The sequence below is a fragment of the Mesorhizobium sp. WSM4820 genome (assembly GCF_055811075.1).
Genome location: NZ_JBVVQN010000059.1, coordinates 1 through 1,485, shown reverse-complemented (window position 1 = coordinate 1,485; position 1,485 = coordinate 1). Strand labels below are relative to the sequence as shown.

Below are 1,485 nucleotides of genomic sequence, written 5' to 3'. Positions count from 1 at the left end.
GTGTCCAGTTGATAGATGGGTAACACTTTGAACCGGATACATGGGTTACAGTTTTCCCCCTGTAGTGTCCGCCGCAGCGCCAAGCGGTTTGGTTGGCGCGGCGCTGCGGCGGACAAGCTTCATGCGCCTCGTGTCGAGGATCCCGAGCGGGTGGGCATGGAAGTTGAGCGCCCATTGGCCATCCTCGGTTTCGATGGCGGCGACCGCTTCGCCGGCCAGCGTCTTGGAAACGTAGACGAAACCACCGTTCCACCTGATCTCGCCATTGTGGCGCACGCTGCGCACTGCCGCCTCGGCCGGATAATCGGGCTCGGGCGGTGTCGCGGGCATGGCGCGCGACGAGGAGCGGTAATGCTGCGCCGGGGTGTCCATGGCCAGCGCCTCATGCGGACGCTCCTCATTGTAGCTGCGCCGGAAGGCTTCGAAAGCCTGGCCCTGGGCGGTTCTGTCGGCCTCCGGCGCCTTGGCCAGCGGCAGCATGGTCAGGTGGAAGCGCTCGTGGCATCCGTTCTGCTGCGGCTTGCCGGGTGCGATCCGCTCCAGCGTGATGCCGAGCTTGATAAAGCGCACCGACAGCGGCGTCAGCCCGGTGACGCCGGCCGACGCGAAAGGCGAGCCATTGTCGCTTCTGAACCGATCCGGCAGGCCATGTTCCTCAAACAGCCGCTCGAACACCGGCCAGGCCTCGTCGTCCGCCGTCGAGCCCGTCGCTTCGAGCGCCAAAAGGAAGCGGCACGACGCATCCATCACCGTCAACGGTTCGCAGCGCCACCCGTCACGGGTGCGGAACCAGCCCTTGTGGTCGCCCGTCCACACCGCGTTCGGCTCCTCGGCCGGCGGCCATGGTCCGTTGCCCGCCGCCTTCCAGCGGGCGCGCCGCCGACCGACAAGCCCATGCCGCTCCAGGATCGCGCCAGCCGTCGAGGCCGACGGCCAGGCCAACTCGGGAACGGTGCGCTTGAGCCGCGCCATGATCTTCTTCGGCCCCCACAGTGGATGTGCCTCCTTCGAAGCAACGATCCGCTCCACCAGATCCACCGCCGTCGCCCGGCCATGATTGAGCGGCGCCCGCGGCCGGTCATGCAGACCTTCCGGGCCGAACTCCCGGTACCGTCCCAGCCATTTGTAGCCGATCTTGCGCGACACCCCGAAGTCAGCACACAGCTGCGTCATCGTCTCATCACCCGCCAGGCACGCCACAACAAACCGAAGCCGCTCATCCATGATGTCAGTCTCTCGCCAAACCATCGCCAGTCCTCCCGGCAGAGGAGAAAACTGTCACCCATGCAATTAGTCCATTCTGTTACCTATCTATCCGGTTCGGACATCAGCTCCTTCTCCCCGTATAGAGACGGGGAGAGGGATGCTGTCATCGATGGTTTCGCCAATCGCCAGCGTTGTAGGCGCCGCCGTTGCGGCCAGCTCTTTCTCCCCGTCACTATACGGGGAGAAATGCCCGGCAGGGCAATGAGGGGCAGCGCCGAC

The 1,485-nt window shown here is 65.3% G+C and carries 1 protein-coding gene; it reads right to left on the bottom strand.

Annotated features, from left to right (window positions below; genetic code table 11):
* Nucleotides 1-45: 45 nt before the first annotated feature.
* Nucleotides 46-1,248, bottom strand: a complete 1,203-nt coding sequence (locus tag AC0L2R_RS33680; RefSeq protein ID WP_473514085.1) for an integrase core domain-containing protein — start codon at nucleotides 1,246-1,248, stop codon at nucleotides 46-48.
* Nucleotides 1,249-1,485 lie beyond the last annotated feature (237 nt).

What these genes read in the sequence shown, in the direction of transcription:
- AC0L2R_RS33680 (WP_473514085.1), bottom strand. Translation starts at nt 1,248, where the DNA reads ATGGTTTGGCGAGAGACTGACATCATGGATGAGCGGCTTCGGTTTGTT.